This is a genomic window from Mesorhizobium sp. (assembly GCF_041661565.1).
GTDB lineage: Bacteria > Pseudomonadota > Alphaproteobacteria > Rhizobiales > Rhizobiaceae > Mesorhizobium.
On the sequence record NZ_JBAZUD010000003.1, the window covers coordinates 26,340 to 52,929 of the forward strand.

The following is a 26,590-nucleotide window of genomic DNA, read 5'->3' on the forward strand; positions in this document are numbered from 1 at the left end:
CCTACCTGATGTTCTTGGAGACGACCGAGGCCATATCGTCGGCTGCCTGTATGACCTTGGAGTTCATCTCGTAGGCCCGCTGCGCCGAGATCAGTTCGGTGATTTCCTTGACCGGGTCGACGTTGGAGGCCTCGAGATAGCCTTGCTCGATGGTGGCAAACCCGGGATCGCCGGGAACACCGACATTGGCCGGTCCTGAAGCCGAGGTCTCCTGGAACAGGTTGTCGCCGAGTGGCGCCAGCCCGGCCTCGTTGGCGAAATTGGCGATCTGCAACTGGCCGAGACTCTGCAGGTCGGTCTGGCCGTCGATGCGGGCGAAGACCTGTCCGGTCTTGTTGACAATGACCTCGATGGCGTCGGCCGGCACGGTGATGGCCGGGATGACATTGGCCCCGTTCGCCGTCACCAACTGGCCGGTGGCGTTGGTGTTGAACGCGCCGGCGCGGCTGTAGAGCGTGCCGCCGTCGGCGCCCTCAATCTGGAACCAGCCCCTGCCGGTGAGCGCCATGTCGAAACTGTTACCGGTGCTGGTCAGTTCGCCCTGGGTGTGCACGTTGCGCACCGCCGTTGTCTTGACGCCAAGGCCGATCGACACGCCCTCCGGCACCAGCGACGTGTTGGCGCGGTTGGGCACGCCCTGGGTGCGGTCGACCTGGTAGAGCAGGTCGGAAAATTCGGCGCGGGCGCGCTTGTAGCCGGTGGTGTTGATGTTGGCGATGTTGTTGGCGATCACTTCCAGGTTCGTCTGCTGGGCGTTCATGCCGGTGGCGGCGATGGCAAGTGCTTTCATGGCGGAATTCCTCAGATGCCCATTCGGCTGACTTCGAGATAGGCCGAGACGACCTTGTCGCGGATGGCGACGGCGGTCTGCAGCGCCTGCTGCGCGCTCATCACGGCGTCGACAACCTGGCGGGTGTCGGTGTCGCCCTTCAGCGCCTGCATGGAGACGTGCTCGGCATTGTGCAGCTTGTCGACGGTGCTGGAGGCCGCATTGCTGAGCATGTCGGCGAACGACGTGCCGAAATCGGCGCCGGCCGGCGAGGCTGCTCCGTTCTGGAGGTCCATGGACCCGTCGGCGCCGCCGATGCCCGGTTTGAGCGGAAGCGTACCGATGCCGCCGACGATCATTGGTTCCTCATCAGGTCAATGGTCATCGAAATGAGATCGCGGGCCTGCTTGATCACCTGCAGGTTCGCCTCGTAGGAGCGGTTGGCCTCGGTCATGTCGGCCATCTCCAGCAGCACATTGACGTTGGGCATCTTGACGTAACCCTTGTCGTCGGCGGCCTCGTTGCCGGGCTGGTACTCGACGGGAAAGTCGCTGGGATCGCGGTCGATCGAGTTCACCTCAACCGTCGAGCCGCCGGAAGTCCCGTCCAGTTCGGAAATGAAGCTGATGGTCTTGCGGCGATAGGGGTCTGAACCGGGAGCGGTGCCGGTCGACTGGGCGTTGGCGAGGTTTTCCGAGACCACGCGCAGGCGCTCGGACTGGGCGCCAAGGCCCGATGCCGCGATCTTCAGGGTTGCGGTCAAGGCGTCCATGCTCAGCTCTTCACCGCCATCATCATCATGGAGTGGAAGGCCTTGACGATCGCCGTGTTGAGCTCGAAGGAGCGACGCACCTCGCCGGCCTTCATCAGCTGGTCCTCCAGCACCACCGTATTCTTCGACGGCATAATGGATCCGCTGAACTCGCCCGACTTGACCTTGAACGCGGCGTTGCCGGCGGCGCCAAGATGCCCGGCCTGCGTCGCCTCCAGCGACACCGTCGCGCGGTCGAGGACCTTGTCGAAAGGCTCAACGTCCTTCGCCGTGTATCCAGGCGTGTTGGCATTGGCGATGTTGCCGGCGATCGCGGACTGGCGCACGGCCAGCCACTGCGACTGCTTGGTGGCAAGATCGAAGAGGGAAACGGGCTCCATGGGAATCTCCGGGCAGGCAGCCGGAGACTAGGCCGCCAGTCTTGCGCGGACCTTGCGGACGGCGCATGGCCGAAATGGCGAGCCGGATGTTTAAGCTGTCGGCGGTCAGTCGGACAGTTCGATCACCTTGTCGGTGCTGGTGACCATGACCCATCTGCCGCCGCGCTGCTCGATGGACGAGACCTGGCTGGAGTCCGGGAGCGTCGAGCCGCGCTGGACGATCCAGATGCCGGCATCATCCTGGATCATGGCGCGGCCGTTGGCGACATGGACCATGCGGAACGTCGTGTCGGCCGGAAACGGCTGCTCGTCGGGCGCGGGCGTCGGGCTCGGGTCGCTTTGCACCGTTCCCGTGGCGAGCAGGTCGATATCGTCCGCCGGAACGTCCTTTGCCGTCAGCGGCGCGCCGGGTTGCGCAACAACACCGCCGCCGGCCCGCCCCGAATTCGTGCCGGTGCCGCCGAACTTGATCGCCTGGACGCCGAACTGTTCCTGGTTGAAGAAGATGTACCAGGGAAACGAGGCGCAGATCAGGCCGAGCGTCAGGCCGAGCGCGGCGATGACGATGTCGCTGCGGCGGCCGGCCTTCCCGCCCAGTTTGGGGAACTGCGGTTTTGGCGGCTGCGGCCATTCGGTCACCGGGAACAGCCCGTCGATCAGCGATTCGCGGCTGGCCTGCATGTTCTCTGGCGCTTCCGATGGGCCGATGGGCAAAGCAGGCCCAGTCGCGCTGGCCTGTTCGGGCCTGGCGGCGCGGGGCAGAACCGGCTTGATCGCCCTTGCCAGAACGGCTTCGGCCTTGGCGGCCACGGCGCGCGCGGCCTTTGCCCTGGCGGCTCTGGCTGAGTCGGCCTCGGCGTCCTCCGCAGCCTTGGCCTCGTCGAGCATCTCGCGCAGGATGCGCTCGGTATATTGGCGTTCAGTCTCCTGCGTCGACATTCTGCTTTCCCTTGAGATGGCGGGCGAGGTCGGAGAACGGATCGGCCGACGGGCGGTCCTTCGGCGACTGCGTTAGCGCCTCGTAGATCAGGGGCACCTGGCGCACGGCCATGTCGAGCTCGGCGTCGACGCCGCCCTGATAGGCGCCGAGCAGGCGGATGTCGCGGGTGTCCTCGAAGCGGGAGATCATCGATTTCAGCCGCGTCACCAGCGCGCGCTGCTCGGGGCTCCAGGCCTTTCCGGCAAGCCTCGATATGGACGACAGCGGATTGACCGGGGGGTAGCGGCCCTGCTCCGCGATCGTACGGTCGAGCACGACGTGGCCATCGAGAATGCCGCGCACCGAGTCGGCGACAGGATCGTTGTGGTCGTCGCCGTCGACCAAGACGGAAATGATGGCGGTGATCGAACCCTGGCCCCCGACCCCGGGGCCTTCGGCTCCCGGCCCGGCACGCTCAAGCAATTTCGGAAGTTCGGTGAAGACGGAAGCCGGGTAGCCGCGCGCGACCGGCGGCTCGCCGGTCCCCGTCGCCACTTCGCGCAAGGCGTGGGCGAAGCGGGTGATGGAATCCAGCACGAGCAGGACACGGTGGCCGTGATCGCGGAAATGCTCGGCGACGCGCATTGCGGTGTCGGGCGCGCGCCGGCGCATCATGGCGCTCTCGTCGCTGGTGGCGACGATGGCGACGGTCTTGGCCATGCTGTCGCCGATCGTATCCTCGAGAAATTCGCGGACCTCGCGGCCACGTTCGCCGATCAGCGCCACGACGACGGTGTCGAATGCGTCGGCCCCGGCGAGCATGGCGAGCAGCGTCGACTTGCCGACACCGGACCCGGCAAAGATGCCGAGCCGCTGGCCGAAACAGAGCGGGGTGAAAATGTCGATGACCTTGACGCCGGTCATGAAGGCGGTGCCGACGCGCTGCCGCGCCATGGCGAGCGGCGTGACGTGGGCGTCGGTCGACGCGGCGTCGCCTCTGACCAGCGGCGGACCGCCGTCGATTGCCCTGGTCAGCGCATCGATGGCACGGCCGCGCCATGACGCGTGCGGCGCGACGGCGAGCGGCCCGCGGCGGAACACGGCGTCGCCGATGCCGGCATCGGCGCTGCGCTCGAAAGGCGCGACCACGACCTCGTCCCGGCTGATCTTGACGACCTCGCCGCGGCGCGCGCCAGCCTGGCCGCGCTGCTCGACGATATCGCCCAGCCGGGCGACATCGGAAAGGCCGTGCACCTTATAGTGCGTCGGCGTGACTTCGGCGACGCGGCCGCCGCGCTTGACCAGCGTCCCGGCATCGCCGAACCGCCGCCAGACGCGCTCGAGCGCCGCCAGTGGTTGTTCGCATGCCGGCTGGAGCGGCTGCTCCGGAGCGCGCATGGTGGGCGGATCGTGCCGCATGCGGCTACTTGGAGCCCAGCGTCTTGATCGCCTCGTCGGTGGAGGAATCGGTCTGGCGCAGCAGCGCCGCGGTGTCCTCGAAGGCCCGTTGAACAGTTATCAGACGTGTCATTTCCAGCATCGGGTTGACGTTCGATTCCTCCACGAAGCCTTGCGCGATGCCGACGTCGGTGCGGTCGACCACAGCTTCGGGTGCGCGGTCCGGGACAATGCCGGAATTGCCATAGCGCACGAAGTTCTCGCCGGGATCGAAGGTGTAGAGGCCGATCGTGCCGACCAGCTGGTCGTTCTGGCGCAGCCCGCCGTCGGCGCCGGCCTTGGGCGGACCGTTACGGGGATCGAGCTGGATCGGCGCTCCCCCGGCGTCGAGCACCGGATGGCCCTCGATCGACGTCAGCTCGCCATTCTCGTTCATCGAGAACCGTCCATCGCGGGTCATGACCGTGCCGACCGGCGTCTCTATGGCGAACCATGCATCTCCCTGGATGGCGAAATCGAACGGGTTGCCGGTTTCGGTCAAAGAACCATGGGCGCTGGACAGATAGGTCTTGCCGGACGAGGCGAACGAGACAGCCCGCGGCCCGGTGCCGGAGACCACGTCCTCGAACTTCACGCCCGTCGATCGAAAGCCGATGGTCGAGGCGTTGGCGACATTGTCGGCGATCGTATCGAGACGGCGCTCGAGCGCGATCTGCGCGGAAAGGGCGACATAGAGACTGTCCCGCATGGTTTTAGAACCTCAGCTTCTGCATGGCCATCATCAGGTCGGTGGAAATGCCCACCGTCAGCGGCTGCGCGAACAGCACGCTGGCCGAGGTCACCGCCGGCGAGGTCGAATTGTTGATCTCCCACATGCTGGTGAAACGGGTCAGGAACTTGCCGAGCTTGGCGGGATCGGTGAAGTCCGAAATGTCGAGTTTCTGCTCGAACAGCTGCGCCTGCTTGTCGACGTCGGCGCTGGCGAAGGAATCGGGCAGTCCGAGCGCGGTGCGCACCACGCTGGCAAGGGCCGTGTCGGCCAGCACGTCGTACCAGTTCGTGATGGTCGCCGCCTTGCGGTCGAAGTAGAGCGCCAGGCGAACGCCCTCGTTGGACTGACCCGCATCCTCTTCCAGCGTCTGGCGCATGTACTTGTCGACGGTGGGCTGCTGCGCTGCGACATAGGTGGTGGCGTTCGCGCCATTGGCCTCGAAGTTGAAGGCCGAGGCCAGGGCGGCGTAGGCCGGGTCCTTCTGCTTGTTGGCGACGCTTTCGGGATCTCGCACGCCGCCTTGCAGGACCTGCTTGATGAAGCTCCTGTCCTCGGTCGCGGAATCGAGGCCGAACGACGCGAGCGCGTAGGTGTACAGGCGCTCGTTCGACATCAGGTCGTCGATCGACTTCACCTTGGGGATGTTGGCGAGGTAATAGGTCGTCTCGCCTTTCACATAGGCGGAATTGGGATCGATGCCGGCGATCCGCGCCTGCGTGGCGTAGTTGGCCGTCACCATCTGCTGCGCCTTGCTGTAGACGGTCGCATCGGCGCCATGGGCGGCGAAATTGAAGGCGGAAACGAATTCGGCGTAGCGCTTGTCGGTCAGCTTGTTGGCGAAGCTGTCCGGATTCGAGACGCCTTCCTTGAGCGCCTTGACCATGAACGCCTTGGCGTAGTCCATGTCCTCGAGGCCGTATGCCTTCATGGCATACTTGAACAGCCGGTCGTTCTTGACGAAATCGTCGATCGATTTCACCTTGGTGATGTTGGCGAGATAATATTTCGTATCCCGATCGACCACGGGCTGACGCTCGATCCTGTCGAGTGACTTGCCGATGTCCTTGGTGATGAGCTGGTAGCTGGTATAGGTACTGAGCAAGCACGCGCCTCCGGCCGAAGCTATGCCTACACAATAAAACGACTTCCTTGCGCGAAGCTGAATGGCGCGCGGCCCGATTCAAGCCTCACACAAGGCACGAGGCCTATCCGTTCTTCCAGCGTGAAACGCGGAAGGACCGTTCGTGGGCATTCTGATTGGACTTGTGGTGACGCTCGGTTGCGTCCTCGGCGGCTTCATGGCCATGGGCGGGCATCTCCATGTCCTGGTCCAGCCGTGGGAAGCGGTGGTCATCTGCGGCGCCGCGCTGGGCACTTTCCTGGTCGCCAACCCCATGAAGACGGTCAAGGACACCGGCCGGGGCATCATCGAGGCGTTCAAGCAGGCGGTGCCGAAGGAGCAGGACTATCTGGAAACGCTCGGTGTGCTGCACAGCCTGATGCGCGAACTGCGTTCGAAATCGCGCAGCGAGGTCGAGGCGCATATCGACAATCCCGAGCAGTCGGCGATCTTTCAGGCCTTCCCGACCGTACTCAAGAACGACGATCTGATGAGCTTCATCTGCGACTATTGCCGCATCATCATCATCGGCAACGCCCGCTCGCATGAGATCGAGGCCCTGATGGACGAGGAAATCCAGACCATCAAGTCCGACAAGATGAAGGCCTATCATGCGCTGGTCGCCGTCGGCGACGGCCTGCCGGCGCTCGGCATCGTTGCCGCCGTGCTCGGCGTGGTGAAGGCGATGGGCGCTCTCGACCAGTCGCCGGAAATCCTCGGTGGCCTGATCGGCGCGGCGCTGGTCGGCACCTTCCTCGGCATCTTTCTGTCCTATGCGGTGGTCGGCCCGGTCGCGACCAAGATCAAGACGGTGCGCGAAAAGAAGAACCGCCTCTACATCATCGTCAAGCAGACCCTGCTCGCCTACATGAACGGCGCGCTGCCGCAGGTGGCGATCGAGTTCGGCCGCAAGACGATCTCGTCCTATGAGCGGCCGACGATCGACGCCGTCGAGCAGAGCACGATGCACACCGCGGCCGCCGAGAAGAAGGCGGCCTGAGCCATGTGTCGCCGCGCGGTGCCAGCATAGCCATGACCAGCCCGGGAAGCCCCGCGGAAACCCGCTCGCTCATCATCGAACGCCTGGTCGGAGACAGCGGTGACGCGGCCGAGGTGATCAAGGCCGGGAGGGCGATGGCCGAGCGCGCCGTGCCGTTGCTGCGCAAAGGGCTGGCCGGGGAGCTTGGCATCGCTGTCGCCGTCGACCTCAAGTCCGTCGAGATCTGCCGCGTTCCCGAGGCGGTCTCGCGCGCCGGCGAGACGTTTGCTCTGACCGTGATCGGCTCACCCGTGTCGTCCGACGCGATGACCCTGGTGATCGATGCGGCGGCGATGGCGATCATGGTCTGCATGCTGTTCGGCGGTGATCCGGACCTGCCGACTTCGCCGATCGAGCGCGATCTGTCGCCGCTGGAAACCGACGTCTCGACCATGGTGTTTGAAAAAGTGGCGCTGGCCCTGAGCGCATCGGCAAGCAGCGCGCTCGACCTTCGCCTGCCGGCTCCGCGCGCGATGTCCGGGACCGATGCGAAACGGATGGTGTTGCGCGACGGCGCCGCGATTCGCATCGTCTTTGGCGTTTCGACGCCGGTCGACAGCGGCGCCCTAACCGTCACCATGCCGCAACGCGTGGTGCTTGCCGGCCGTGACGGCGCCGCCGGCATCGGCGACAACGACCATGGGCCGAGCTGGCGAGCCCGCTTTTCCGAGGAAGTAATGCGTTCCGTTGTGGCGCTCGAAGCGACCATGCCGTTGGCGCGGCTGACGCTCGGCGACGTCGCCGGTCTTGAAGTTGGCCAGGTCATCGACTTCGAGGAGACGGCGCGGTCGCAGGCACGCCTCAGCGCTCGCGGCCAGGCGCTGTTCGTCTGCGAGTTCGGCAAATTGGGTAACAGCTACACTGTCCGGATCGATCATCCCTACGATGCCGGGCAGGACTTTATCGACGGGCTGATGCCCGCCGGCGGCGCGCGCGCCTGAGCGATTGGAGACGATGAATGGGCAACACCAGACCGAACGTTGATCTCGACCAGCCGGACGAGCAGCTCGACCGTGCGATCGAGGAGCTGCGCGGGGTTCTGCATGAAGAGCGCCAGCGCCCCGATGCGGAATTCAGGGCGGCTTCCGGCGCCAATTCCAACGTGATCATGAACATTCCCGTCGATGTCCAGATCATCCTCGGCAGCACCGAGATGCCGGTCTCCGAGCTGATGGGGCTGCAGAAGGGATCGACCGTGGCACTCAACCGCCGCATCGGCGAGCCGGTCGACGTCGTGGTCAACGGCCGCAAGATCGCGCGCGGCGAGATCACCGTGCTGGAAAGCGACCCGTCGCGCTTCGGCATCCGACTGACCGAAATCATCGCCGGCACGAAGGGCGCCTAGCGATGGGTCGCTCGATTGCATGCAGGCAGCGGCGGCGGGTGGCATGACGGCGCTGGCAAGCCTGACCCGGCCGCAGAAGGCCGCCGCCATCCTGGTGGCGATGGGCAAGCCATCGGCCAGCCGGCTGTTGAAGTTCTTCAAGCAGGAAGAACTGAAAGTGCTGATCGAGGGGGCGCGCCTGCTGCGCACGATCCCGCAGAGCGACCTCGAGCGCATCGTCGCCGAGTTCGAAGCCGAGTTCACCGAAGGTGCGGGGCTGCTCGATTCGGCGGACAGGATGGACACCATCCTCAACGAGTCGCTGTCGCCCGAGGAGATGAGCGCGATCATGGGCAAGGACCGGTTCGAGGCGGCGCCCGAGGGGCCGCCGCCGATCTGGCCCGAGCTGGAAAAACTCGACCCGGCGCGGCTTGGCGCGTTCCTGGCCGGCGAGCATCCGCAGACGGCCGCCATGGTGCTGTCGAAACTGGCGCCGCAGGCGGCGGCCAATGTCCTGTTGACCCTGGCCAAGCCGATGCGCGGCGAAATCATCAAGCGCATGGTGACGATGGCCAACGTTCCGGACGCCGCCGCGAGGATCGTCGAGAACAGGCTGCGCGCCAGCGTGCTGACCGAAACCTCGACCAAGGATACGTCCGCCGGACAGGCGCGTGTCGCCAGCCTGCTCAACGAACTGGACAAGCCGTTGCGCGAGGAGGTCATGCTCGACCTGGAGGCCGCGGGCACGCCCGACCTCGACGGTGTCCGTGCCCGGCTGTTTTCCTTCGAGGATCTGCCGCTGCTCAGCCAGAAGGCGCGGGTGCTGCTGTTTGACGGCCTTTCGACGGAACTGGTCACGCTGGCCTTGCGCGGCGTACAGGCGGGACTGGCCGAATCCGTGCTCTCGGCGATCGGCGCCCGGTCGCGCCGCATGATCGAGGCTGAACTCGGCCAGGGCCAGGACGGCATCGCGGCGGCCGACATCGTCGCGGCGCGCAAGACGATCGTCAGCACGACGATCCGGCTGTCACGCGAGGGCGCGTTCGAGCTGCCCTCGACCCAGAACGCCGCCTAGCCCCGCGCCATGGCGGACGCGGTCGACAAGGATTCCAAAACCGAAGAGGCGACGGAAAAGAAGATCCGCGACACCATCGAACAGGGCAAACTGCCTCATTCGAAGGAAACGGCGCTGCTGACGTCCTTCATCGCGATCCTGGTGTTCACCGTCTTCTACGCCAAGGACGCCGTCATCGATCTCGGCATGTTCCTGTCTATGTTCCTGGAGAAGCCGGAAGCCTGGCCGATGGACACCGAGACCGACGTCATCGCGCTCTACAAGGTCGTCCTGCTCGAAGTCGGCCGTGCAGTCCTCAGCCTCCTCGTGCTGCTGACGGTCGCCGGCGTCGGCGCCTCGGTATTTCAGAACATGCCGCAGTTCGTCGGCGAGCGGATCCGGCCGCAGCTGTCACGGATTTCGGTTGTACAGGGCTGGAAGCGGCTGTTCGGCGTGCAGGGCTGGGTCGAGTTCCTGAAGTCGCTCGGGAAGGTCGGGTTCGCCATCACCGTGCTCGTCTTCACGCTGTCGGAGGATCACCGCAAGCTGCTCGCCGGAATGGTCACCAATCCGGTCGCCTTCGGGCTCGTGATCCGTGGCATTGCCGTCGACATCCTCGTGGCGATCGTCTTCGTCATGGGGCTTATCGCCTCGGTCGACCTCGTCTGGTCGCGCTTCCACTGGAAGCAGGACCTGCGCATGAGCAAGCAGGAGGTCAAGGACGAGTTCAAGCAGTCCGAGGGCGATCCCATCGTCAAGTCGCGGCTGCGTTCGCTGGCGCGCGACCGGGCGCGCAAGCGGATGATGACGGCGGTGCCGCGCGCCACGCTGATCATCGCCAACCCGACGCATTTTTCGATCGCGCTGAGATATGTGCGCGACGAGAATTCAGCGCCCGTCGTCCTGGCCAAGGGACAGGATCTGGTGGCGCTGAAAATCCGCGAGATCGCGCGCGAACACAACATTCCGGTGTTCGAGGACGTGGCGCTCGCCCGCTCCATGTACAAGCAAGTTTCGGTCGATAACGTCATCCCATCGCACTTCTACCAGGCCGTCGCCGAACTGGTGCGGATCGTCTACTCGAAAAAGGCTGAGCGCAGACAGATCTCATGAACCGCCAACCGCACGCAAAATCCCGCGAGATCATCGTTGCCAGCGCCATCGAGCAGGTGGTGGGGGAACTGCGGCTGATCGATGTGGCCGACTACATCGCCTTCATTCGACTGGAGCACTTCGCCTGCCTGTCCGATCTGGTCGACTCGGCGGCGGAGCTGTTCTTCATGCCCGGCACGCTGCGGCTCGGCCATGGCGGCGAGGCGCATATCGACTGGATCGGCAGCCCGCGCATCGTGCTCGATCTGGAACTGAGGCCACCCGGGGTAACCGTCTATTTCCAGTTGACGCTGACTGAGGCTGGCGAGTCCGTCGCGGTCAACTATGTCGCGTTCGAGAAACCGGGCGAGGACCCCGAGCACAACACCGCACTGCTCGAGGCGGTGATCGACCAGGCGAAGATAAACGCGTCCGGGCCGGCATCGCGCTTCGCCGAACCCCTAGGCCGCCAGGGACGGGAGCCCCGGGCATCCAGTCTTTAGATTCGATGACATCCGCAGCGGACCGGTTTCGGCGATGCGGCGAAAAGCAGGAGGTCAGTCGATGAGGCCCAGGCGCAGCGCCTTGGCGACGGCCTGGTTGCGGTTGACGGCGTTGAGCTTCTGGGTCGATTGGGTCAGATACTGGTTGGCTGTGTGGACCGACAGTTTCAGCGTCCGCGCGATTTGCTCGCTGGTGTGGCCATTGGCCGTCAGCTTCAGGCATTCGAGTTCGCGCTTGGAGATCGTATGCGCGCGGCCGGCGTCGCTCGGACGGATGCGGGCGACCGCGGCGAACAGCGAGAAGCAGCGGGCGTGGACTTCGTAGAGAAGGTCCTGCTTGAGGATGATCTCGGATCCGGTGAAGACGACGAGGCCGCACTGCCCGCGGTCGGCGTGAACAGGAAAGGCGATGCCGCTGGTGCCCGGCGCCAGCGGCGCCATCGGTCCGGTCCAGGCGAGCTTGCCGAACATGGCGTTCATGGCGGCCGAGCCGTCATCCGTCCACCAGCGCGGCTCGGTCGAATCGCGGGTGTGGTGCACCATCTCCTCGCCATTGGAGCCTGATATGAACTTGGTCGACACGGCAACGCCCGGATAGTCGGAATCGAAGCACGGCACCAGCCGCGCCCGCTCCGGGGACGGGCTGACGAAGAACAGGCCGAAAGCGGATGCGTTGATGTCGACGGCGATCCAGCGGCAGCGGCGGACGGCGTCCGGAATGGTGACCGCCCGATGGGTTTCGGAACCGAGCGAGAAGGCACCGAGCGGATTGTGCCTTTCGTTGAAGAGCGCTTCGGCCGCCATCTTGATATCGGCGTGTTTCAAATGATGCCGCTCCTGATTGCCGTGGCGATCGCCATCGCCCGGTTGCTGGCGGCGAACTTCTGGATGGCGTGGGTGATATAGCTGTTGACGGTGTTGGAGGAGACGCCAAGGATGACGGCGACCTCGTCGGTGGTCTTGCCCTCGGAAACCCAGAAAAGACACTCGCGCTCGCGGTCGGAGAGCGGGTCCTGCATCGCCGCGGCGGCGATCAACTGCGGCAGGTGCGACAGCGCATAGCAGCATTTCAACTGCGCCCTCATCAGCGCCGTCTGATCGATCTGGCCGGCAGTCGACGCCGAGAACAGGGCGAACAGGCGCTGACGCCCGACATTGAGACGCAGCGAATAGATTTCCGCGTGGCCCAGCACGTCGAGCAGGCGGGCCTCCTCGCCGGTGATCAGGCCATCGCTGTCGGGGGCCTGGCCTGCCAGCAGCGGCCTGGGACGGACCCCGGGCGCCACGGTCAGCGCCCCTAGCGCCAGCCCGGCTATCAGCCTCTTGCCGATGAGTTCGATGGCGTCGAAGATCCAGTTGGACGAGACGATGCGGGCATCGTTGCGGTCCTGGTCGTGGACTATGGCGACCAGCATGTAGCTGTCGGCGCCGATGTCGGCCGTCAGTTGCATGAAAAAGCTGCAGAGGTCGCCGCGCGACGTCAGCGGACCTGGCGTATCGGATTGCAATAGCGCGGCGGGACTGCTCATCGGGCCTTGTTCTGGTCGCAAGCATGCTGATGTCCGGATGCTGGAAGCCGCCGAACCCAATAACTCTCTTACTTTGACAAACACACAGCCGGTGCGGGATGCGCCAGCAGGATCAGCATCGATTCAGGGGAACGCGAAACCGTTCGCATCCGGTGCCGGAGGATCTCCGGAATCTTGGACTTTGACTGGTAGCCACGCCCCCCGGCGCCTGATTCGTTTCTAATTTAGCCGCAGACGATAAGGACAGCAAATGCGATTTGACGAAATCGAATCTTGTGGCCGGCGGCCGACCGCGAGACTGTCCAGCCGCTGAGTGCCGACCGGATTCCGAACGCCATCGGATCGGGGAGGCGGCGATTCTCTCGAGGCACGCCTGTCAACACAGGCCTGCCTCGTGGAGCAGCCTTGTCGTCCTACCGATCCTCGAAACCGGTGAGCACGCCGACGGCGTTGATGCCGATCTCTTCGACGGCATAGCCGCCTTCCATGACGAACAGCGTCGGCAGGCCGAGCCTTGCGATGCGCCGGCCGATCTTCGGATAGTCCGATGTCTTCAGCTTGAACTGGCTGATCGGGTCCTTCTCGAACGTGTCGACGCCAAGCGAGACGACGACGATGTCGGGCGCGTAGGCGGTGAGCCTGGCGCAGGCGTCCTCCAGCGAGGCGCTCCAGGCGTCCCAGCCGGTTCCGACGGGCATGGGATAATTGATGTTGAAGCCCTCGCCGGCACCCGAGCCGCGTTCATCGGCATGGCCAAGGAAGAACGGATATTCGACCATCGGGTCGCCATGCAGGTTCAGGACCTGCACGTCGGCGCGGTCATAGAAGATCTCCTGCGTGCCGTTGCCATGGTGGTAGTCGACATCGAGAATGGAGACGCGTTTGGCGCCCTGGTCCAGGAACCACTGCGCCGCGACGGCGGCGTTGTTGACGTAGCAATAGCCGCCCATGAAGCCGGCACCGGCGTGGTGGCCGGGCGGACGGCAGAGCGCGAAGGCGGAGGCCTCGCCGCCCTTGACAAGACCGGCGGCGGTCAGCGCCACGTCATAGGACGATTTGATCGCCGCCCAGGTTCCTTCGACGAAGGTGGCGCCGCCATCGAAGGAATAATAGCCAAGCAGCGCGTCGATGCGCTGGGGCGGCACATCGCCGCGCAGGCCGCGCGTCGGCCAGGTGAAGGGCATCGCCGAGCCCTTGAAACCGGAGGCCTCCCATTGCGGCCAGACTGTCGGCAGGAAGTCGATGTAGTCGGCCCTGTGGACGCGCTTGGCGGCGGCAAGATCGTGCTCGGCCGGTGCGATGATCGGACCCAGCCTCTCGCTCTCGACCCGGGCCTTGATGAACTCGGCCCGCGAGGGCATTTCGAAACCCGGCACGATGGCCGAGGTGACCAGTTCCATCTGTCCGGCATGGCCGGCATGAAGAGGTGAATAGACAGTCTTCATAAAATCCTCTCGAAGTGCGAAATCAGTCAAGGTTGAGATAGGGACTCACCAGGGCGAGCCACATGGTTTCCACGTCGTCCTCGATCAGGTCGAAGGTCTTGCGATCCTTTTTCAGTCCGACAAGCCGGCAGACATGGCCGACCTCCATCATCACCACGCCGAGCCGGCTGGCGACCTTGTCCTCAAGGGCCGGGTTCACATGCCGCAGCCATGCGGCGTAGAGGGCGATGATCTGGTCGTCATATTCGTTCTGGATCGGCCTGAGGTCGGCATTGCCTGAAATGGCCTCGATCACCGGCATCAGGGTGGCGTTCTCGAGATAGAGCCTGGACGTGTCGATGAAGAGCCTGCGCACCTCGCGGCGAAACTCTTCGCGGTTGGTGGGCGGGGCGACCTTGACGCGCTTTGCGATCACCTCGGGAAACGATGACAACCACCGCCGCGCAAGGTCCAGAAGAATGGCTTCCTTGTTGGGATAGTACTGGTAGACCGAACCGACCGACAGGCCCGCGCGTTGCGCGATGGCGAGCGTTGTGGGCGTTCTGGTTCCTTGCTCCCGGGTCAACATCAGCGCCGCGTCGAGGATCCGGTCGACCACCTTGCTCGACCGTTGTTGCCGTGGCTGCTTGCGCGGTTCGAGCGCTATCCTGGTCTTGCGGTCGAGACTGCGCTTCACTGCCCGATGTCCTCGTTCCCCGTCCGGTCTCAACACAGGCGTGGGGTGTTGTCCACAATACATGCCAAATCCCGGATGTTGACAAACGCGAATAATCAGTCGCATTCTTTATCCACGCTGGCCCCAGGGATAACAAGGGGAATTTCGAGGTCGGCGAACCGGCATCTTTTCCTGTTCCGTGGCGTTTTTCGTTGAGCGCTGGAGTGTCGGTCTCAGTCAGTCGTCAAAAGCGCGGAGTCGCGATGTCTGCCACCGGTCACGATGCGGATCTGATCGTCGTCAATGGTCGTGTGCTGACCATGGACGCTGGCAATCCCGCCGCCGAAGCGATTGCCGTCAAGGACGGCGCCATCGTTGCCATCGGCAGCTGCGCCGCGATCGAAGGGCTCAAGGGGCCGGCCACGCAGGTGATCGACGCCAGGGGCGGTTCGGTCCTGCCCGGTTTCATCGAAGCCCACATGCATCTGTTCTCCGGCGCGGCCGAGCTTGCCCATCTGCAACTGGCCGGCGTGCACGGCTTCGAGGCGCTGCGGACCGCGATACGTGAGTACGCGCCGACGCGGCCGGATGCGAAGATGCTGGTCGGCCAAGGCGTCGACTACACCGTGCTCGGCGACGAGCGGGTGACGCGCCACCATCTGGACGCGATCCTGCCGGACCGGCCTTTCGTCATGGCCGCTCCGGACCATCACACGATGTGGGCCAACACCAGGGCGCTCGAAATGGCCGGCATCCTGCACGGCCGCGCGCTCGGACCGGGCAACGAGATCGTCATGGGAGACGATGGCCTGGCCGCGGGCGAACTGCGCGAGGGCGAGGCCTTTGGCCCGGTGCTGGACCTTGCCGGCGAAAGCCGGGTGCGGCTGGGGCTGGCGACCGGCGGTGAGCCGGATCCGATGCCGTCGGCGCAAGAGCGCGCCGCCGACCGCGACATCATGCGGCGCGGGCTTGCCTGGTGCGCGCGCCACGGCATCACCTCGATCCAGAACATGGACGGCAATCTCTACCAACTCGAACTGCTGGCCGAGATCGACGCCGAGGAAGGCTTGCCCTGCCGTGTCCAGGTTCCGTTCCACTACAAGAATTTCATGACGCTCGACATGCTCGACAAGGCGTCCGTCATGGCCGAGCGCTATACCGGCGAATGGCTGTCATCGGGCATGGTCAAGGTGTTCTATGACGGCGTGCTCGATTCCTGGACGGCGGTCATGGTCGAACCCTATGCCGATCGTCCGGACTGGGTTGGCGAGCCCTTGTTCACGCCGCGGCAGTTCATCGACCTGGCCGTCGCGGTGGACAAGCGTGGCCTGCAGATCGCCGTGCATTCGATCGGCGACGGTGCGGTGCGCGCCGTGCTGGACGGCTACGAGGCCGCGCAGAAGGCGAACGGCAAGCGGGACAGCCGGCATCGGGTCGAACATATCGAAGTCGTCACCGCCGATGACGTCCCGCGCTTCGCGCAACTCGGCGTCATTGCCTCGATGCAGCCCCCACATCCGCCCGGCGCCATGGGATTTCCGCTGGAGCCGACGGTGTCGCGCATCGGGCCGTCGCGCTGGCCGCTGAGTTATGCCTGGCGCACCCTGAAGGATGCCGGCGCGCATGTCGTCTTCGCGTCGGACTGGCCGGTGTCGCCGATCGACCCGATCCTGGGCATTCAGGCGGCAGTGATGCGCAAACCGTGGGCACAAAGCGATCCCGATCAGAGTTTCACGCTGCATGAAGCGCTTGCCGCCTATACGGTCGAGGGCGCCTACGCCGAATTCGCCGAGCATCGAAAGGGCGCCCTGAAGCCCGGCTACATGGCCGATCTGGTGGTTCTGTCGGCCGATATCGAGGCGACGGCGCCGGAGGCGCTGCACAAGATACGGCCGGCGACGACAATCTGTGGCGGCAAGATTACCTACCAAGCCTGATCGTGGCATGAGGCTTGCAGGCCGAAATTGCCAATTGAACTGTGATTCAATGCCGGACTTGCCAACCTACCGGCCTTGTGTTCACATCCAACAGGGGACAAGCTCCGCCAGCAAGAGCGGGGTCAACAGTGAGGCGTAATCGTGCCGGATAAACCGGGTCGGAATGCGATTGAAGTTGTCGACGTAAGCAAGATTTTTGGGTCAGGTGAGGGGCAGGTCGCCGCCCTCGACACGGTGTCCGTATCCATCCGCGAGAACGAATTCTTCACGCTGCTCGGCCCATCCGGCTGCGGCAAGACGACGTTGCTGCGCCTGATCGCCGGCTTCGACTTTCCGACCCATGGCGAGATCCTGCTCTACGGCCAGGACATCGCGCCGCTGCCGCCGTTCAAGCGGCCGGTCAACACCGTGTTCCAGTCCTATGCGCTCTTCCCGCACATGACGGTGGCCGACAATATCGGCTTTGGCCTGGAAATGCTGGGCAAGCCGAAGGCGGAGATCAAGGCGCGCGTCGCCGAGATGCTGAAGCTGGTCAAGATGGAGGCCCTTGCCGGCCGCCGCACCAGCCAGATTTCCGGCGGCCAGCAGCAGCGCGTGGCGCTGGCGCGGGCGCTGGCGCCCCAGCCCAAGGTGCTGTTGCTCGATGAACCGCTCTCGGCTCTCGACTTCAAGCTGCGCAAGGACATGCAGATCGAATTGAAACGACTGCAGCACGAGACCGGCATCACCTTCATCTTCGTCACCCATGACCAGGAGGAAGCGCTGACGATGTCGGATCGCATCGCGGTGATGTCGGCAGGAAAGATCCTGCAGGTCGGCTCGCCCTGGGACATCTACGACAAGCCGGCGGAGCGCTTCGTCGCCGACTTCATCGGCGAAACCAATTTTCTCACCGCCGCCATATCGGGTGTCGGCAATGGCAAGGCGCGCGCGACACTCAAATCCGGCGCGACCATCGAGGCAACCGTTGCCGAGGGCTTCCAGCCGAAGGACAACGCCACCGTGGTGGTGAGGCCCGAGCATGCCAAGCTGACCAAGGACAAGGGCGAACTGTCCGGAACGGTCGACAACATCGTCTATTTCGGCACCGACACGCATATCCATGTGCGGCTCGACAGCGGCGAGGCTTTCACCGTGCGCCAGCAGAACACGCGCAGCGCGGGCTGCGGTTTCGAGCGCGGCGACAAGGTCGGCATTATGATCGGCAATGATGCCGCGCAAGTGCTGAGGGACTGATGGCAACCGCGGAAGAAGTCGCCAAGGCAGCGGAACGGCGCGATATCCGGGGCCGCTGGCTTTTGTCGGCGCCGGCGCTGCTGGTCATTTTCCTGGCCGCCACCGGCCCGTTGCTGATCGTGCTGGTCTACTCGTTCCTGACGCCCGGCGCCTATGGCGACGTGAAGTGGCAGTTTTCCCTTGACGCATGGACATCGGTTTTCCTCGAACGCGACATCTTCGACGATACGCTTTCGATCGCCGCCGCCCACGTCACCATCTTCTGGCGCTCGATCAAGCTCGCGATCATCACCACAATCGCAACTTTGGCGCTGGGTTTCCCAACCGCCTATTTCATGGCGACGCGCAGCGAAAAGACCCGCGATCTCTGGCTGTTCCTGATCACCATCCCGTTCTGGACGAACCTCCTGATCCGCACCTTCGCCGTGCTGCAGATCATCCGCAACGAGGGCATTATCAACACCCTTCTGCTCAAGCTCGGCCTCATCTCGGCGCCCATCCAGATCCTCTATACCGACACTGCGATCCTTCTGGGCATGGCCTATGTCTACCTGCCGCTGATGGTGCTGCCGATCTACGCCAGCATGGAAAAGCTCGATTTCCGGCTGGTCGAGGCCGGATACGACCTCTACGCGACGCGCTTCCAGGTGTTGCGGCGGATTATCTTCCCGCTGGTCAGGCCCGGCGTCATCGCCGGCTCGATCCTTGTCTTCATCCCGGCGCTCGGCGCCTATGTGACGCCGAGCGTGCTTGGCGGCGGCAAGAATCTGATGCTGTCCAACCTGATCGAATTGCAGTTCGGGCAGGGCCGCAACTGGCCGCTCGGCTCGGCGCTGTCGATCTCGGTGATGATCATCGTCATGGTGGCGCTGCTTGCCTATGTGCGCAACGCCGGCAATTCGGGGGTGCGTCATGGCTAGGAACTTCTCGATCAAGCACCAGCCCGGCTTCACCGCCGTCGCGGCGACCTGCTTCGTCGTGCTCTATTTGCCGATCATCGTCCTTGTGATCTACGCGTTCAATGCGGCCAACTCGACCTCGGAATGGGGCGGCCTTTCCCTCAAATGGTTCCGCTCGGCCTGGCAGAATACAGAGGTGATCGACGCCACCTTGCGATCCTTCCAGATCGGCGCCATCGCGGCGATCCTGGCCAGCATCTTCGCCACGATGGCCGCGCTGGCCACAACGCGAACGGCGCCCTATCGCGGCCTCACCTTCCAATACGCGGCGATCAACCAGCCCTTGATGGTGCCGGAGATCGTCACCGGCGTGGCGCTGCTGATCTTCTTCTCGCGCATCAAGATCTTCACCGGCTATTCCGGCCTCGGCTACCTCATTGCCGCGCACACCGCGTTCTGCATTCCGTTCGCCTACCTGCCGATCCGGGCTCGGCTGGAGAACATGGACCTGACGCTGGAGCGCGCCGCGGCCGACCTCTACGCGACGCCGTGGCAAACCTTCCGCCGCATCACGCTGCCATTGCTGTGGCCCGGCATCCTCGCCGGACTGATGCTGGCGTTCGTCATCTCGCTCGACGATGTCGTCATCACCGAATTCGTCAAATCCGGTGGCCAGGATACGCTGCCAACCTACATGCTGGGCCAGATTCGCCGCGGCATAACACCCGAGATCAACGCGATATCGACCGCCTTCCTGCTGCTTTCGGTCGCGATCGTCACGTTGTTTTTCTTCATCAGCAGGAAACGAGACTGAACCGACAAATGGGAGTTAAGACCATGAACTGGAAGACAATGGCGACCGCCATGGGGTTGGCGCTGCTTGCCTCGACAAGCCTTGCCCGCGCCGACGGCGTGCTGAACATCTACAATTGGGGCAATTATACCAGCCCCGACGTGATCAAGAAGTTCGAGGCGAAGTACAACGTCAAGGTCACCATCACCGACTACGATTCGAACGACACCGCGCTCGCCAAGGTGCGCCAGGGCGGTACCGGCTTCGACATCGCCGTTCCGTCGCAGACCTTCGTGCCGATCTGGATCAAGGAAGGCCTGGTTCTGGAAACGGATCCGAGCAAGATGGAGAATTTCAAGAACGTGGCGCCCGAATGGGCCAATCCCGACTTCGACCCAGGCCGCAAATATTCGGTTCCGTGGGCCTGGGGCACGGTCGGCATCGTCGTCAACACCGATGTCTACAAGGGCCCCGCGAACACCTGGGGGATCATCTTCAACACGCCGGACGAGTTGAAGGGCAAGGTCAATGTCGTTCCCGAAATGAACGACGTGATGCTCGCCGCGACGAAATATGTCGGCGCCCAGCAATGCGCCAGCGACAAGGAGACACTGAAGAAGGTGCGCGACTTGCTCGTCGCCGCCAAGCCGAACTGGATCGCGATGGAGTACAACACCATCGAGAAGATGGGCGCCGGCGACTTCAAGGCGACCAGCGACTGGAACGGGTCCGCACTGCGCCAGCGCCTGGCCCACCCGGCTATCCACTATAACTATCCGAAGGAAGGCTTCGGCCTGTGGAGCGACAACGTCGTCGTTCTGAAGGAAGCCAAGAATGTCGAGAACGCCAAGCTGTTCCAGAACTTCATCATGGATCCGGAAAACGCCGCCGGCCTCTCGGCCTTCCACCGCTACGCCAACGGCATCGCGGGGTCCGACAAATACATGCCTGCCGACATGAAGGACGCACCGGAAGTGATCATCCCGGCCGATGTCAAGGGCCTTGGCGAACTGCAGAAGCTGTGTTCGCCGGAAGTGCAGGAGATCTACACAAAGATCTGGACCGAACTGCAGAAGTAATTGCAATGCGACAGGCCCGGCGGCACGCGCCGCCGGGCCTGTTTTCATGTTCACCCGAGGTCGGCTTTCATGGACTCCTACCGCAACGGCGACGCGCGGCCGCCGATCATGCAGGGCTCGCCGCCCGCCATGGTGCCGCCGAAGCTCGACTGGGATCGGCCGCCCTGGAACCGCTGGGCGTTTCAGCACATCCGCGAAATTCTGCCGACCGCCGAAGTCTGGCGCGGCAACGGCCACCGCCACCGTTTCGAACGCGCCGAGGCGGATCTCGATGGCTTGGTCGTGGAGGACAGCAAGGGGGCGCCGACGACACTCGCCGGGCTGCTCGATGAGACCTATACGGACGGTTTCCTTGTGCTCAAGGACGGCAAGATCGTCCATGAGCGCTATTTCAACGGCATGGGCGAGCGCACGCTGCATCTGTCGCAGTCGATGGCCAAGTCGGTCACCGGCTCGGTGTTCGGGATATTGGCAGGGCGCGGCCTGATCGATCCGGCCAGGCCGGTGACCGACTATCTGCCGGAGCTCGGCGCCACGGGCTGGGCCGGCGCCAGTGTCCAGCATGTGCTCGACATGACAACCGGCGTGCGGTTCTCGGAAGAATATACAGACCCTTATTCCGACATCGGCCAGGTCGATGTCGCCACCGGCTGGAAGCCGGTTCCGCCAGGCAGCGATCCGGCGTTCCGCTGGCCGGCGCATATGTACGAACTGATCCTGGGTCTCAAGGATACGACCCGGCCGCACGGCGCGGCCTTTGAATACCGCTCGATCGAGACGGATGTTCTCGCCTTCATCATGGAGCGGGTGACGGGCAAGCGCCTGGCGCAACTGGTCTCCGAGGAACTTTGGCAACAGCTCGGCGCCGAGGAGAGCGCCTGCTTCACCGTCGATAGCGCTGGCTACGCGCTTGCCGATGGCGGCTTCAACGCAACGCTGCGCGACTATGGCCGCTTCGGCCAGCTGATCCTCGACAATGGCCGCGGCATCGTGCCGGCCGGCTGGATCGAGGCGACGCGCAACGGCAGGCATGGTCGGGATTTTTCGCCCAGCCTGCCCGAAGGCAGCTACCACAATCAGTTCTGGATCGAGAATCCCAACTCGCGCGCCCTGATGTGCCGAGGCGTGTTCGGGCAGTTGATCCATATCGACTGGAACACGAGAATGGTGGTGGTGAAGCTTTCGACCTATCCCGATTTCAGCAATGTCGCCTATTCCGTGGCGACGCTGAAGGCGGTGCATGCCATCGCGGCCGCGCTGGGCTGAGCCTCGACAGAAAAAAACCTGGAAGGAATCGCCATGACCGGCAAGACCGCGTTCGAAACCCGATACGGCTTCCGCCGCAACGAGGTGCTGCTCGCCAACTGGCGTGAAAATCCCTTCAACCGCTGGTCGTTCCAGAATCTCGGCGAACTGGTGCCGACCGCGCGCATTGCAGCCGCGCCAAGCAGCGTCGAGACGCCGATGCGCGATCTGGGGGGCCTGCTCGGCGACAAGGTCACCGTCGCAAGCGCGCCCGAGACGGTGGCGGAATTTCTCGTCCGCTCGAGCACCGATGCGCTGACCATCATGAAAGGCGGCAGCATCGTCGGAGACTGGTTCGCCCCGCATATGGATTTCGGCGCCCGCCACATCATCTTTTCGATCAGCAAGTCGCTGACCGCCATCATCGCCGGCATTCTGGAGGGCGAGGGGGCGTTCGATCCGGAAGCGCCGGTGACGACCTACATACCGGAGGCCGCCGGTTCAGCCTATGGCGACGCCAAGGTGCGCCATGTCCTCGACATGAGCGTCAGCCTGGATTTCGAGGAAGCCTATCTCGATCCCGAAAGCGCCTTTGCCCGCTATCGCCGCGCGACGCTGTGGAACCCTGGCGGCGGCACCGAAAGCCTGCGCCAATTCATCCTGACGCTGCAGGGTCTCGACGAGCCGCACGGCCAGACTTTCCGTTATCGCTCGCCCAATTCTGACCTGCTTGGCCTGCTCCTGGAGCGGGCGTCGGGCCAGCGCTTCACCGACCTGATGCGCGAGAAGCTGTGGCTGCCTCTCGGCGCTGCCAGCGAGGCCTCGATCGGCGTCGACATGGAAGGCACGGCTCGCACCGCCGGCGGCCTTTCGGTGACGCCGCGCGATCTGGCGCGCGTCGGCGAGATGATGCGGCAGGGCGGCATGGCCAATGGCCGGCGGATCGTGCCCGAAGCCTGGGTGCGCGACACGACCGCCACCGGTGGCAGTTCGCAAGCCTGGCAACGCGGCTCGATGGTGTCGCTGTTCCCCAAGGGCCGCTATCGCAACAAATGGTACCAGACGGGCTTCGAGAACGGCGCCTATTGCGGGATCGGCATCCATGGCCAATGGCTCTATGTCGATCCCAGGAGCGAAGTCGTGATCGCAAAGATGTCGTCGCAGCCGGAGCCGGTCGACGACCCCTTGGATATCGAGATCGTCGCCTTTTTCGAGGCGCTGAGCCGGATGGTCTGAACCTCCCGGGCCCCCAAATAGGCTTCACGCTTTCCTGTGGACCTCGTCCGTCGATGAAAACACGACGGTTGGCGGGGCTGTCATCCACGCCTATGGTCGCCGCTCCTTGGACAGCGACAGGACAAACATGGCATCCGACATCAAGCGCATCGCGGCCATCATCGCGGCCGAGATCGCCGCGCGGCCCGAACAGGCGGCCGCGGCGATCGGACTGCTCGACGAGGGCGCGACCGTGCCGTTCGTGGCACGCTATCGCAAGGAAGTGACCGGGGGGCTGGACGACACGCAGTTGCGGCTGCTTTCCGAGCGCCTTGCCTATCTGCGCGAACTTGACGCGCGCCGCGACACCATCCTTGGCTCCATCCGCGAACAGGGCAAGCTGACCGTGGAGCTCGAAGGCAAGATCATCGCCGCCACCACCAAGGCGGAGCTGGAAGACATCTATCTGCCTTACAAGCCGAAACGGCGCACCAAGGCCGAGATCGCCAGGGAGCGAGGGCTGGGACCACTGGCCGAAGCGATCCTTGCGAACCGCGCATTGGTGCCCGCCGAGCTGGCGCTGGCCTATGTCACCGACGAGGTGACCGACGCCAAGGCGGCGCTCGAGGGCGCACGCGATATCCTGTCGGAACAATTCGCGGAGAATGCCGAGCTGGTCGGCAAATTGCGGTCCTACATGAAGGAACGCGCCTTCATGCGTGCCAGGGTGGTCGACGGCAAGCAGGAGGCCGGCGCGAAGTTCTCCGACTATTTCGACCATGTCGAGCGCTGGGCGACCGTTCCAAGCCATCGCGCGCTGGCCATGCTGCGCGGCCGCAACGAGGACGTGCTTGCGCTCGATATCGAGGTCGATGCCGGTGACACTTCGCCGGTGAAGCCGGTCGAGCGGATGATCGCCAATGCCTATGCCATCGGCGGCAGCCTGCCGGGCGATCGCTGGCTGATGGAGGTCGCCGGCTGGACCTGGCGGATCAAGCTGTCGCTGCACCTGACGCTCGATCTGATGCGCGACCTGCGCGAGCGGGCCGAGGAAGAGGCGATCCACGTCTTTGCCCGCAATCTCAAGGATTTGCTGCTTGCAGCACCCGCCGGCTCGCGGGCCACGATGGGGCTCGACCCCGGCATCCGCACCGGCGTCAAGGTGGCCGTGGTGGACGGCACCGGCAAGGTGCTGGCGACGACGACGGTCTATCCATTCCCGCCACGAAACGATGTGCGCGGCACGCAGGCCGAACTCGCCAAGCTTATCCGTCTGCACAAGGTCGAGCTGATTTCGATCGGCAACGGCACCGGCAGCCGGGAGACGGAGAAACTGGTTGCGGACATGCTGGCCGACATGCCGGCGGATGGCGGGCCGAAGCCGCTCAAGGTGATCGTCAGCGAGGCGGGCGCCTCGGTCTACTCGGCATCGGCGATAGCGGCGGCGGAATTCCCAAATCTGGACGTGTCGCTGCGCGGTGCCGTGTCGATCGCGCGGCGGCTGCAGGATCCGCTGGCCGAACTGGTCAAGATCGAGCCGAAGTCGATCGGCGTTGGCCAGTACCAGCACGATGTCGACCAGTACCGGCTCGGCCGCTCGCTGGAAGCGGTGGTCGAGGATGCGGTCAACGCCGTCGGCGTCGATCTCAACACAGCTTCGGCGCCGCTGCTGGCACGCGTGTCCGGCCTGGGGGCGTCGCTCGCCGATGCCATCGTCGCGCATCGCGATGCGACCGGGCCCTTCGCCAGCCGGAAGGATTTGCTCAAGGTGCCGCGGCTTGGACCGCGCGCGTTCGAACAATCCGCCGGCTTCCTGCGCATCGCCAATGGCAGCGAGCCGCTCGATGCATCGTCGGTGCATCCGGAAGCCTATGGCGTGGCCAAGAAGATCGTCGCCGCCTGCGGGCGCGATGTCCGCTCATTGATGGGCGACAGTACGGCGCTGAAGGCGCTCGACCCGCGCGTCTTCGTCGACGAGCGCTTCGGCCTGCCGACGGTGCGCGATATCCTGGCGGAGCTGGAAAAGCCGGGCCGCGATCCGCGTCCGGGCTTCAAGACCGCAACTTTCGCCGACGGCATCGACGACATCAAGGATTTGAAACCCGGCATGCAGCTGGAAGGCACGGTGACCAACGTCGCCGCCTTCGGCGCCTTCGTCGATATCGGCGTGCACCAGGACGGGCTGGTGCATGTCTCGCAACTGGCCGACCGTTTCATCAAGGACGCGCATGAGGTGGTCAAGGCTGGCGACGTGGTCAAGGTTCGGGTCGTCGATGTCGACATCAAGCGCAAGCGCATCGCGCTGTCGATGCGCAAGGATGGTGGCGAGGGTGGCGCACCGAAAGGCGGGCCGCGCGACAAGGACGGCGGCAGGCCGGCGCCGCGTTCGCCTGCACCGCAGCGCCAGCCGGAGCGGCCAGCGCAGCAAGGCGCGTTCGGCGCGGCGCTGGCCGATGCGCTGAAGCGCAAGTAGCTACCACGCCAGAACAGCCGGCTCCTTGTCTAGCTGCCCCAAAAGCCAGTCGCGAAAACTGGCGACCGGCGGATGGCCGCGCTTGTCGTGCGGGACGACGAGATAGTACGCGCTGCGGCTCTGCATCGGCTCGCCGGGCGCCGGCACCAGCTGGCACCGCTGCAATTCGCCCGCGATAAGGATCAACGGCAGCAAGGCGACGCCGAGGCCCGCCATGCAGGCCTGGGCGGCGGTGCCGAACTGTTCGAACTGCATGCCCGGCCCTGTCGGCGCGCTCAGGCCCTGGTGTTCGAACCACTCGGTCCAGGCGCCGGGCCGGGTCGCCATGTGCAGCAGCGGCAGGCGTCCGATGTCGGCCGGCGTGGCGAGCGCACGCCCGGCGAGGAAGCCGGGCGACACGACCGGCGCCACCGTTTCGCGCACCAGCAGCGTCGAGTCGGCATCCGGCCAGTCCGGCAATCCGTAGTGAATGGCGGCATCCAGGCGTTCGCGAGCGAAGTCGAAGCGGCCGACGCGGGTAACGAAATTGATGGTGATGTCCGGGTTGGTTTCGACGAAATCGGGGATCATCGGCATCAGCCAGCGCGTGCCGAAAGTGGGAAGAATTGCCAGGTTCAGGAAGCCGGTATGCCGGTTGCTCATCAATCCAAGGGCCGCGTCGCGCAACTGCCCAAGCGCCGAACGCACCGCTTCGGCATAGATTTCACCCTGCGGCGACAGCCTGACGTTGCGGCTGTCGCGGTCGAACAGCCGGCGGCCGAACTGATCCTCAAGCAATTTGATCTGCCGGCTGACGGCTCCCTGCGTCAAGTCCAGTTCCTGGGCGGCGGCGGTGAAACTGCCGAGGCGGGCGACCGCCTCGAAGGACGCAAGGGCGCTGATATTGGGCAGAAGACGGCGCTGGACACTCATGATCCATTCCTAACGCTCATTGATCGGTGA

Annotated in this window: 27 protein-coding genes; 14 read left to right on the plus strand and 13 right to left on the minus strand. The window is 64.5% G+C overall.

Annotation, left to right across the window (positions count from 1 at the left end; translation table 11 throughout):
- Position 1: 1 nt before the first annotated feature.
- From flgG to WC739_RS01150, 8 genes are all read right to left on the minus strand, one after another.
- Positions 2-790: a flagellar basal-body rod protein FlgG gene (gene flgG / locus WC739_RS01115; RefSeq protein WP_372951159.1), complete on the minus strand. Its 789-nt coding sequence runs from the start codon at positions 788-790 to the stop codon at positions 2-4.
- A gap of 11 nt (positions 791-801) precedes the next feature.
- Entirely contained in the window at positions 802-1,128 is a 327-nt protein-coding gene (locus WC739_RS01120) for a flagellar hook-basal body complex protein FliE (protein WP_372951160.1), read from the minus strand.
- Entirely contained in the window at positions 1,125-1,541 is a 417-nt protein-coding gene (flgC, locus tag WC739_RS01125; RefSeq protein ID WP_372951161.1) for a flagellar basal body rod protein FlgC, read from the minus strand. Before flgC ends, WC739_RS01120 begins: the two co-directional genes overlap by 4 nt.
- 2 nt (positions 1,542-1,543) lie before the next feature.
- Positions 1,544-1,921 (minus strand): flagellar basal body rod protein FlgB, encoded by a 378-nt coding sequence (flgB, locus tag WC739_RS01130; RefSeq protein WP_372951162.1) that lies wholly within the window; start codon positions 1,919-1,921, stop codon positions 1,544-1,546.
- A 105-nt stretch (positions 1,922-2,026) separates the two neighbouring features.
- A complete protein-coding gene (locus WC739_RS01135; protein ID WP_372951163.1) occupies positions 2,027-2,860 on the minus strand; it encodes a hypothetical protein in 834 nt (277 codons plus the stop codon).
- The gene (gene fliI, locus WC739_RS01140) at positions 2,841-4,238 is read right to left on the minus strand and encodes a flagellar protein export ATPase FliI (RefSeq protein WP_372951164.1); all 1,398 of its coding nucleotides are present in this window, start codon (positions 4,236-4,238) and stop codon (positions 2,841-2,843) included. The genes WC739_RS01135 and fliI overlap by 20 nt, the downstream gene beginning before the upstream one ends.
- A 25-nt stretch (positions 4,239-4,263) precedes the next feature.
- Entirely contained in the window at positions 4,264-4,986 is a 723-nt protein-coding gene (flgF, locus tag WC739_RS01145; RefSeq protein WP_372951165.1) for a flagellar basal-body rod protein FlgF, read from the minus strand.
- 4 nt (positions 4,987-4,990) lie between these two features.
- Complete coding sequence (locus tag WC739_RS01150) at positions 4,991-6,112, minus strand: DUF1217 domain-containing protein (protein WP_372951166.1); 1,122 nt, start codon at positions 6,110-6,112, stop codon at positions 4,991-4,993.
- A gap of 142 nt (positions 6,113-6,254) precedes the next feature.
- On the opposite strand from WC739_RS01150, the gene motA reads away from it, so the two are divergent.
- From motA to WC739_RS01180, 6 genes are read left to right on the plus strand one after another with little or no spacing between them, the layout of a single operon-like run.
- Positions 6,255-7,130, plus strand: coding sequence for a flagellar motor stator protein MotA (motA, locus tag WC739_RS01155; RefSeq protein ID WP_372951167.1), 876 nt, complete (start codon positions 6,255-6,257; stop codon positions 7,128-7,130).
- A gap of 32 nt (positions 7,131-7,162) precedes the next feature.
- Complete coding sequence (locus WC739_RS01160) at positions 7,163-8,110, plus strand: FliM/FliN family flagellar motor switch protein (RefSeq protein ID WP_372951168.1); 948 nt, start codon at positions 7,163-7,165, stop codon at positions 8,108-8,110.
- Between the two features lie 17 nt (positions 8,111-8,127).
- Positions 8,128-8,514: a flagellar motor switch protein FliN gene (fliN, locus tag WC739_RS01165; RefSeq protein ID WP_372951169.1), complete on the plus strand. Its 387-nt coding sequence runs from the start codon at positions 8,128-8,130 to the stop codon at positions 8,512-8,514.
- A gap of 43 nt (positions 8,515-8,557) precedes the next feature.
- A complete protein-coding gene (locus WC739_RS01170; protein WP_372951170.1) occupies positions 8,558-9,568 on the plus strand; it encodes a flagellar motor switch protein FliG in 1,011 nt (336 codons plus the stop codon).
- A 9-nt stretch (positions 9,569-9,577) separates the two neighbouring features.
- A complete protein-coding gene (flhB, locus tag WC739_RS01175; RefSeq protein WP_372951171.1) occupies positions 9,578-10,660 on the plus strand; it encodes a flagellar biosynthesis protein FlhB in 1,083 nt (360 codons plus the stop codon).
- The gene (locus WC739_RS01180; RefSeq protein ID WP_372951172.1) at positions 10,657-11,142 is read left to right on the plus strand and encodes a hypothetical protein; all 486 of its coding nucleotides are present in this window, start codon (positions 10,657-10,659) and stop codon (positions 11,140-11,142) included. The genes flhB and WC739_RS01180 overlap by 4 nt, the downstream gene beginning before the upstream one ends.
- A 54-nt stretch (positions 11,143-11,196) precedes the next feature.
- Here the strand turns inward: WC739_RS01180 and WC739_RS01185 are convergent, their stop codons facing one another.
- From WC739_RS01185 to WC739_RS01200, 4 genes are all read right to left on the minus strand, one after another.
- The gene (locus tag WC739_RS01185; RefSeq protein ID WP_372951173.1) at positions 11,197-11,967 is read right to left on the minus strand and encodes a response regulator transcription factor; all 771 of its coding nucleotides are present in this window, start codon (positions 11,965-11,967) and stop codon (positions 11,197-11,199) included.
- Positions 11,964-12,671: a LuxR C-terminal-related transcriptional regulator gene (locus WC739_RS01190; protein WP_372951174.1), complete on the minus strand. Its 708-nt coding sequence runs from the start codon at positions 12,669-12,671 to the stop codon at positions 11,964-11,966. The genes WC739_RS01185 and WC739_RS01190 overlap by 4 nt, the downstream gene beginning before the upstream one ends.
- A gap of 413 nt (positions 12,672-13,084) precedes the next feature.
- Complete coding sequence (locus WC739_RS01195) at positions 13,085-14,116, minus strand: histone deacetylase family protein (protein WP_372951175.1); 1,032 nt, start codon at positions 14,114-14,116, stop codon at positions 13,085-13,087.
- Between the two features lie 22 nt (positions 14,117-14,138).
- Positions 14,139-14,792 (minus strand): TetR/AcrR family transcriptional regulator, encoded by a 654-nt coding sequence (locus WC739_RS01200; RefSeq protein WP_372951176.1) that lies wholly within the window; start codon positions 14,790-14,792, stop codon positions 14,139-14,141.
- A gap of 242 nt (positions 14,793-15,034) precedes the next feature.
- Between WC739_RS01200 and WC739_RS01205 the strand changes: the two genes are divergently transcribed.
- From WC739_RS01205 to WC739_RS01240, 8 genes are all read left to right on the plus strand, one after another.
- The gene (locus WC739_RS01205) at positions 15,035-16,708 is read left to right on the plus strand and encodes an amidohydrolase (protein ID WP_372951177.1); all 1,674 of its coding nucleotides are present in this window, start codon (positions 15,035-15,037) and stop codon (positions 16,706-16,708) included.
- A 141-nt stretch (positions 16,709-16,849) separates the two neighbouring features.
- Positions 16,850-17,944, plus strand: coding sequence for an ABC transporter ATP-binding protein (locus tag WC739_RS01210; RefSeq protein ID WP_372951178.1), 1,095 nt, complete (start codon positions 16,850-16,852; stop codon positions 17,942-17,944).
- On the plus strand, positions 17,944-18,864 hold the full coding sequence (locus WC739_RS01215) for an ABC transporter permease (RefSeq protein ID WP_372951179.1): 921 nt from the start codon (positions 17,944-17,946) through the stop codon (positions 18,862-18,864). The genes WC739_RS01210 and WC739_RS01215 overlap by 1 nt, the downstream gene beginning before the upstream one ends.
- Positions 18,857-19,657 (plus strand): ABC transporter permease, encoded by an 801-nt coding sequence (locus tag WC739_RS01220; RefSeq protein ID WP_372951180.1) that lies wholly within the window; start codon positions 18,857-18,859, stop codon positions 19,655-19,657. Before WC739_RS01215 ends, WC739_RS01220 begins: the two co-directional genes overlap by 8 nt.
- A 23-nt stretch (positions 19,658-19,680) precedes the next feature.
- Positions 19,681-20,715, plus strand: coding sequence for an extracellular solute-binding protein (locus WC739_RS01225; protein WP_372951181.1), 1,035 nt, complete (start codon positions 19,681-19,683; stop codon positions 20,713-20,715).
- Between the two features lie 69 nt (positions 20,716-20,784).
- Positions 20,785-21,981 carry a serine hydrolase domain-containing protein gene (locus WC739_RS01230; RefSeq protein WP_372951182.1) on the plus strand — a complete coding sequence of 399 codons (1,197 nt, stop codon included), beginning with the start codon at positions 20,785-20,787 and terminating at the stop codon, positions 21,979-21,981.
- A gap of 33 nt (positions 21,982-22,014) precedes the next feature.
- Positions 22,015-23,196 (plus strand): serine hydrolase domain-containing protein, encoded by a 1,182-nt coding sequence (locus WC739_RS01235; RefSeq protein ID WP_372951183.1) that lies wholly within the window; start codon positions 22,015-22,017, stop codon positions 23,194-23,196.
- A gap of 127 nt (positions 23,197-23,323) precedes the next feature.
- Positions 23,324-25,648 carry a Tex family protein gene (locus tag WC739_RS01240; RefSeq protein ID WP_372951184.1) on the plus strand — a complete coding sequence of 775 codons (2,325 nt, stop codon included), beginning with the start codon at positions 23,324-23,326 and terminating at the stop codon, positions 25,646-25,648.
- Here the strand turns inward: WC739_RS01240 and WC739_RS01245 are convergent, their stop codons facing one another.
- Complete coding sequence (locus WC739_RS01245) at positions 25,649-26,560, minus strand: LysR family transcriptional regulator (protein WP_372951185.1); 912 nt, start codon at positions 26,558-26,560, stop codon at positions 25,649-25,651.
- Positions 26,561-26,590: the final 30 nt, after the last annotated feature.

Excerpts from the sequence above, each read along its gene's own strand:
- WC739_RS01240 (WP_372951184.1), top strand. The coding sequence starts at position 23,324 with ATGGCATCCGACATCAAGCGCATCGCGGCCATCATCGCGGCCGAGATC.
- WC739_RS01195 (WP_372951175.1), bottom strand. The coding sequence starts at position 14,116 with ATGAAGACTGTCTATTCACCTCTTCATGCCGGCCATGCCGGACAGATG.
- WC739_RS01220 (WP_372951180.1), top strand. The coding sequence starts at position 18,857 with ATGGCTAGGAACTTCTCGATCAAGCACCAGCCCGGCTTCACCGCCGTC.
- WC739_RS01135 (WP_372951163.1), bottom strand. The coding sequence starts at position 2,860 with ATGTCGACGCAGGAGACTGAACGCCAATATACCGAGCGCATCCTGCGC.
- fliN (WP_372951169.1), top strand. The coding sequence starts at position 8,128 with ATGGGCAACACCAGACCGAACGTTGATCTCGACCAGCCGGACGAGCAG.
- WC739_RS01180 (WP_372951172.1), top strand. The coding sequence starts at position 10,657 with ATGAACCGCCAACCGCACGCAAAATCCCGCGAGATCATCGTTGCCAGC.
- flhB (WP_372951171.1), top strand. The coding sequence starts at position 9,578 with ATGGCGGACGCGGTCGACAAGGATTCCAAAACCGAAGAGGCGACGGAA.
- WC739_RS01160 (WP_372951168.1), top strand. The coding sequence starts at position 7,163 with ATGACCAGCCCGGGAAGCCCCGCGGAAACCCGCTCGCTCATCATCGAA.
- WC739_RS01225 (WP_372951181.1), top strand. The coding sequence starts at position 19,681 with ATGAACTGGAAGACAATGGCGACCGCCATGGGGTTGGCGCTGCTTGCC.
- flgG (WP_372951159.1), bottom strand. The coding sequence starts at position 790 with ATGAAAGCACTTGCCATCGCCGCCACCGGCATGAACGCCCAGCAGACG.
- WC739_RS01230 (WP_372951182.1), top strand. The coding sequence starts at position 20,785 with ATGGACTCCTACCGCAACGGCGACGCGCGGCCGCCGATCATGCAGGGC.
- flgB (WP_372951162.1), bottom strand. The coding sequence starts at position 1,921 with ATGGAGCCCGTTTCCCTCTTCGATCTTGCCACCAAGCAGTCGCAGTGG.
- WC739_RS01205 (WP_372951177.1), top strand. The coding sequence starts at position 15,035 with ATGTCTGCCACCGGTCACGATGCGGATCTGATCGTCGTCAATGGTCGT.
- WC739_RS01170 (WP_372951170.1), top strand. The coding sequence starts at position 8,558 with ATGACGGCGCTGGCAAGCCTGACCCGGCCGCAGAAGGCCGCCGCCATC.
- fliI (WP_372951164.1), bottom strand. The coding sequence starts at position 4,238 with ATGCGCGCTCCGGAGCAGCCGCTCCAGCCGGCATGCGAACAACCACTG.
- WC739_RS01120 (WP_372951160.1), bottom strand. The coding sequence starts at position 1,128 with ATGATCGTCGGCGGCATCGGTACGCTTCCGCTCAAACCGGGCATCGGC.
- WC739_RS01235 (WP_372951183.1), top strand. The coding sequence starts at position 22,015 with ATGACCGGCAAGACCGCGTTCGAAACCCGATACGGCTTCCGCCGCAAC.
- WC739_RS01190 (WP_372951174.1), bottom strand. The coding sequence starts at position 12,671 with ATGAGCAGTCCCGCCGCGCTATTGCAATCCGATACGCCAGGTCCGCTG.
- WC739_RS01245 (WP_372951185.1), bottom strand. The coding sequence starts at position 26,560 with ATGAGTGTCCAGCGCCGTCTTCTGCCCAATATCAGCGCCCTTGCGTCC.
- flgC (WP_372951161.1), bottom strand. The coding sequence starts at position 1,541 with ATGGACGCCTTGACCGCAACCCTGAAGATCGCGGCATCGGGCCTTGGC.
- WC739_RS01215 (WP_372951179.1), top strand. The coding sequence starts at position 17,944 with ATGGCAACCGCGGAAGAAGTCGCCAAGGCAGCGGAACGGCGCGATATC.
- flgF (WP_372951165.1), bottom strand. The coding sequence starts at position 4,986 with ATGCGGGACAGTCTCTATGTCGCCCTTTCCGCGCAGATCGCGCTCGAG.